The organism is Anaerobutyricum hallii DSM 3353, from assembly GCF_000173975.1.
GTDB classification, from domain to species: Bacteria; Bacillota; Clostridia; order Lachnospirales; family Lachnospiraceae; genus Anaerobutyricum; species Anaerobutyricum hallii.
This window is the reverse complement of sequence record NZ_ACEP01000003.1, coordinates 1-5,860: the sequence shown is the minus strand read 5'-3', so window position 1 is coordinate 5,860 and position 5,860 is coordinate 1. Positions and strand designations below refer to the sequence as shown.

Sequence of the window (5,860 nt, the reverse complement as noted above, 5' to 3'; positions counted from 1 at the left end):
ACGAAAGCTTTTATATTTTATCACACCACTTTGTTCTTGTCAAGAACTTTTTTTAAAAACTTTTTTCATCTTCTTTCGAAGATTTTTGTTTTTCGCGATGCGAACTTTTATATATTATCACATGATTTTTAATCTGTCAAGAAGTTTTTTCGTTTTCTTTTAGGATTCTTGTCATTTTTCTTTCAAAAATGAGTTTCTCATGTGCAACGCATATTATATTATCATAACAGTAGAGTTGCGTCAAGCATTTTTTGAAGATTTTTTTATTTTCTCAGAAAGTACTAGATATTGTACTTTTTTGTATTTTTCCACTTATAATACACATTCTCTTTGCTATATTGATATATTTTTATCATTTTTATTCAAAATAGCTTAAAGCACTTTATTGGCGTACAATCTATAACGTTTTCCATTTAAATTGATTCTATCATAACTCCCTTTATGATAAAGTAATATTTTAAATCTAATTTTTCGTATGCTGCCAATATAATTATCACTCCCCTTCGGGTTTACAAATTTATATTAAATCAATTAAAACTTTTCCCTCTCGTAACGCCTTTTGTAGCAACTTTTCAATTTTTGCTTTTTCTGCTGGAAGCACTAAGATCTTTATTGTTTTTCTGATTCCCTCGAAAGTTGCTGGATACACTTTTCGCAGATTTCTTCCGGCAAAATAAATCTCTCTCAAATGCTCATTTTCTGCAAATGCTTTTTTCCCTATGGAATGAAGCTTTATATCATCACCTTTTCCTAAAACAATTTTTTCCAATCGTTTACAATTCATAAATGCTCCATCACTTATTATACGGACACAGTTGGGCAAGATAAGCGTTCTCATTTTAACACAATTACAAAACGCCCGGATTGCGATTTCTTCTATAAAATAATAGTAATCTCCTATCTGCACTCGTTCTGGAATCTGTATCTGGCTGGCATCTTGTGTATAAGACAACAGACGGACACTTCCATTCGTTATTGATGGATTTAAAATCTGATAACTGTTTCCATCTACTTCAAAAACTTTTCCGACAGGATTGGAAAAATCCCAGCTTGCGTAGATTTTTTCGTTTTGTGTCACTGTTTCCGGATGGATATTCCACTGTAAAGTGTACCCTTTTTTTCTTAGTACAGGATAGTCTATTATGTCTCCATAATGATAGATTTTTTCTTCTACCAGGCGTTCTTTTAGCTGTTCATAAATGCTCACCTTATATTCATTATAAACAGAAGAAAATACAGCATGAACCTCTGTGTTTTCTTTAATATGATCAAATGTATTGTCCCAGCCATTAAATATATAATGATATACTTCATCTTGCTGTTTTGCCGGAACTTCTGGCTCTTGTGCTGCCTGTCCATACAGAACATTTTCTTCTTTCAAAAGGGTTCCGTTCTCATGAAAAAAGCGTACCACAAAAGAACGCTGCCGCTCCTCAAAGACGGCCTTTGCCATCGTGTCTTTTTCTATATGGGAAAGGTCATTATTCCATCCTTTAAATATGTAATAGTACTCCTCTGTCTGCGGTTTTTGCGGGCGATAGGGCTGTGTTGCCGCCTGCCTGTAAGGAACTGTCTCTGTTCCAAGCATCTTGCCATTTTCATGGAAATACATGACCAGATATTCTTTCGGTACTTCCTTATAGACTGCCTTTACTACAAGGTTTTCTTTTACACTGGAAATGTCTTTATCCCATCCCTGAAACTTTATCTCATGATGCACAGACTCCCCCCGTTTTTCAGGCATTTCAGGAGGAAGAGCCGCCTCTTCGTGAGAAACAAAAGAAGTCTTTAAGACATTGCCCTCTTCATCCTGAAATACAACAATATGCTTTTTTGCTTTCTTTGTTTCTGCCAACGTCATTTCCTCCTGCAAAATATCCTATTCTTTATAATTTACTTTTTAGTATACAATAATATCGTAAGATTTCTCAAAAACTTCCCCAGCTTTCAATGCATTAATACCTGGTTTTTCAGAAAGTTCGCCCTCAAATCCTCTGTTATCACAGCGGCCGCACCACGGTTCTAAGCACACATATGGCGCACCTGGTTTTGACCAGATTCCGAAGTTCGGAAATCCTTTGCTTTCTAATGCAATATATGGTTTTCCATCAGGAAGTGCAAGTGCCGCCCACTCAATCTGTCCATTGTCAAATACGAGAGCGTCTTTATCAAACATATCTTTTTTTAATGCATACTTACTGTTTGTTAATTTTAATTCATAAGTTTTATCTGCGATTGCCGTTCCACTTTCTGTGTCTAAAAGAACATAGGAAAGGCTCTCTGTTCCTTCCTTAAAAGCAAGAGAATAATCTTCAAAATCAGTATCTGGCAATACATTTACATTAAATGCAGGATGTCCGCCGATTGTAAAATACATTTCTTTATCGCCTGTATTTGTTACTTTCCATTCTACAGACAAACGTCCGCCCTGTAATCTATGTGTGATTTCTAACTTAAAATCAAATGGATATTCTTTTTTTGTTGTCTCATTCGAACTTAAACGATAAGTCACAAAATCTTCTCCTGCCGCTACCTCCTCAAATTCTGTATCTCTCGCGAATCCATGCTGACCCATTGGATATTCTTTGCCATTATAAGTAAAATATCCGCCATAATACTTTCCTACATTTGGGAAAAGTACGGGTGCATGACGGTTCCAGAATGTCGGGTCTGCCTGCCATACAAGTTCTCTGTCATTCTCCTTGTCATAGATACTGCTCAGTTCTGCCCCATGAGCAGCAATTGTTACGGATAACTTTTCGTTTTCGATTGTGTAAGTTGCCATTCTGTTTCCCCTTTTCATCAGTTTTTATTTGTAATTGACATAAAAAAGCCCGGCAGACCTGTTAATCTGCCGGGTCTATTTAAAGTATATCACATATGCCAGACTAATCCAAATCAAAAAGCTGTCTTGGCTTTAAGCTTATTGAAGCCCAGGTTTCTTTGTCGGCTTTTGAGCCGTACAGGATGACTGTACTTTCATAGAGAATCTGGTTATTCCTACCTGTTAACTATTTATTTAAAAATTTACCATATCACCTATTTGATTGTCAATTATAACTTCAAAAAAATGTCAAAATTGTGAAAAATTTAAAGACGAAGCTGGGAGTTATCCTTTTTTCTGAAAGACGTAGTAAAACTGCTCGGACGTCTGTTGTTAATGAATTAAATAGTAAAATCCTGTTGATTTTATTCCTCATTTATATGATAATATTCTTGGCAGATATCCTCCGTGAATCTGACCTTTAATTTAAGGAGAATCGAAAGATGAAAAAATTAACAAGACAGGAGAAGCATGAGCAGTGTATCCGTGAAATCCGTGGAACGCTAGTCGTTGTCGCAATCTGCTGTGTATGGCATATTTCCAGTGCATTTTTACTGAATGGAACCGGGCTTTATTTTCTTGGTATGCCGGCATGGTTTAGTGTGTCTACTTTGGGAACGATTGTTCTTTCTCTCCTTGGAGTATGGTATTTACTCAAGAAAGTATTCATTGACTTTGAATACGAGGATGAAGAGGAAGGAGGCGAGGAATAATGTCCGCAAGTCAAAAGATCATTCTTACTATTTTTGTTATTTACCTTGCCTTAAATGCGATTATCGGTATTGTATTTAGTAAACGTCAGGGAAATAAGCAGAACGTATCATCTGAAAAGAAGTTTTTTATCGGCGGAAGAAATATGAACGGTCTTCTTCTGGCTATGACAACAATGGCAACCTACACTTCGGTAAGTTCCTTTATTTCCGGGCCAGGTGCGGCAGGGCTTACTTATGGATATGCCCAGGCATGGATTGCCACAGTGCAGGTTCCGGTTACTTTTTTAGTTTTAGGTGTGCTTGGTAATAAGCTGGCTATGGTTTCAAGAAGAACAGGAGCTGTCACAGTTGTTGGTTATTTAAAGGCCCGTTATAAGAGTGATGCGCTGGTTATTATCACAAGTTTACTTATGGTTGCTTTCTTTATGGCACAGATGATCGGACAGTTTACTGGCGGGGCAACTTTGATTTCTTCTATTACAGGGCTTAACCATGTTGTTTCCCTCTTAATTTTTGGTGCGGTAGTAATTATTTATACCTCTTTTGGCGGTTTTAGCGCGGTTGCCATCACAGATACAATTCAGGGAATTGTTATGTGTATCGGTACTTTCCTGTTTATTTTCTTTGTATTAAAAGCAGGCGGCGGGCTTTCTGGTATTGATGCCGGACTTGCCAGAAATCTTCCTGGTGTATATGATGATCTTTTTTCTGTGTACACTCCGGGTACTTTGATTAGTTTCTGGGTTCTCGTAGGATTTGGTACTCTTGGACTTCCACAGACTGCGGTTCGTTCGATGGGATTTAAGAATACAAAGAGTCTTCATTCTGCGATGTGGATCGGTGCGTTAACCTGCAGTTTCATCATTGTTGGTATGCATATGGCTGGTACATGGGCTGGCGCATTAGTAGATACAAATAATCTTCCTACTTCCGATTATTTTATTCCTTACATTGTTCAGAAGATTATGCCAGTAGGTCTTGCAGGAACTTTCCTTGCCGCTCCTATGGCCGCCGTTATGTCTACAGCCGACTCTCTTCTGATTCTCGCATCCGCGGCTATCGTGAAGGACTTATGGCGTAACTATGTGGTAAAAGATAATCCGGAAAAGATTGCTTCTTACAATAAAAATGTTGGAAAGTTAAGTACACTCGTTACTTTTGCTTTCGGCGTTGTTATCATTTTACTGACAATCAATCCGCCAGATATCATTTTCTTCCTGAATCTTTTTGCTTTAGGCGGCCTGGAATGTAGCTTCTTCTGGCCTCTTATTGGTGGATTATTCTGGAAAAAAGGAACGAAACAGGCGGCAATCAGCAGTTCTATCGGTGCGGCTGCCACATATGTATTCTGTTACTATAATGTACACGTAGCGGGAATTAATGCGGTTGTGTGGGGACTGCTCGCGGGTGCGATATTGTATTTTGCTGTAGGAAAAGCCACGAGCAAGAATGGACTGGATGCAGATATTATTAAGAACTGCTTCTAGAGCGTGTTTTTCTAAAAACAGACGAAAATAAAAAGGGACTATACTATCAAATGTGACTTTAGTCGCGGCGGTTTGAATGCTCGCTTACGCGCTCGTATCCAAACCTTGCTCCGAGGCCACATTTGATAGTATAGTCCCTTTTTATTTTCTGTTTTTCAAAAACTCCTTTATACTGTTGTTTAATATAATATCTGCATCCTATCCTGTGAGGACGAGTAAGCAAATATCTTGTAAGATTCCTCAATTCCTTCACAGACAGAAACTAAGAAACAATCACTCTTTACAGATATCTGCATACTGTCCTTTGGTGATTTTCAGCAGGTCATCTGGTTTACATTCTACCTGTGTTCCTATCTTGCCGCCGCTTACCATGATGACTGGATTGTTTTGTGCAGTTTCGTGATAGGTGGTGACAAACTGTTTTTTCATTCCGACTGGAGAACAGCCGCCTCGGATATATCCTGTAATTTTGTTAATGTCTTTTACATGAATCATCTCGATGGATTTTGCACCTACGGCTTTGGCCGCCTTTTTTAAGTCTAGTTCTTTTGCTACAGGGAGTACAAATACGAAGTATTCCTTTTTATTGCTTACAGTTACAAGAGTTTTAAAGACATAATCAGGATTCTGGCCTGTTAATTCTGCTACCGTCACTCCATCTACTGCCTCTTTTCCATGTGGATAATAATGTGCTTCATAAGGCACTTTTTCTTTTTCGAGAATACGCATTACGTTTGTTTTTAGTTCTTTTTTCATGATGTCAATTAAAACGTTACTTAAAATTTATTAAAGGTTATAAACAGTAACTTACTCCTTTCTTATTTTTATTATCGGAC

At 37.6% G+C, this 5,860-nt stretch carries 5 protein-coding genes; 2 read left to right on the top strand and 3 right to left on the bottom strand.

Translation table 11 applies throughout. The features are described from left to right. Positions 1–517: 517 nt before the first annotated feature. A complete protein-coding gene (locus EUBHAL_RS00190; protein WP_044921103.1) occupies positions 518–1,855 on the bottom strand; it encodes a leucine-rich repeat domain-containing protein in 1,338 nt (445 codons plus the stop codon). 45 nt (positions 1,856–1,900) lie between these two features. Then, on the bottom strand, positions 1,901–2,785 hold the full coding sequence (locus EUBHAL_RS00185) for an aldose 1-epimerase family protein (protein ID WP_135960870.1): 885 nt from the start codon (positions 2,783–2,785) through the stop codon (positions 1,901–1,903). Between the two features lie 482 nt (positions 2,786–3,267). Here EUBHAL_RS00185 and EUBHAL_RS00180 point away from each other — a divergent pair, with 482 nt between their 5' ends. Together EUBHAL_RS00180 and panF are read left to right on the top strand one after the other, a co-directional pair. Beyond that, complete coding sequence (locus EUBHAL_RS00180; RefSeq protein ID WP_005343357.1) at positions 3,268–3,537, top strand: YhdT family protein; 270 nt, start codon at positions 3,268–3,270, stop codon at positions 3,535–3,537. After that, positions 3,537–5,024, top strand: a complete 1,488-nt coding sequence (panF, locus tag EUBHAL_RS00175) for a sodium/pantothenate symporter (RefSeq protein WP_005343356.1) — start codon at positions 3,537–3,539, stop codon at positions 5,022–5,024. Before EUBHAL_RS00180 ends, panF begins: the two co-directional genes overlap by 1 nt. A gap of 273 nt (positions 5,025–5,297) precedes the next feature. On the opposite strand, the gene ybaK is transcribed toward panF, so the two are convergent. Further along, positions 5,298–5,780, bottom strand: coding sequence for a Cys-tRNA(Pro) deacylase (gene ybaK / locus EUBHAL_RS00170; protein ID WP_005343347.1), 483 nt, complete (start codon positions 5,778–5,780; stop codon positions 5,298–5,300). Positions 5,781–5,860: the final 80 nt, after the last annotated feature.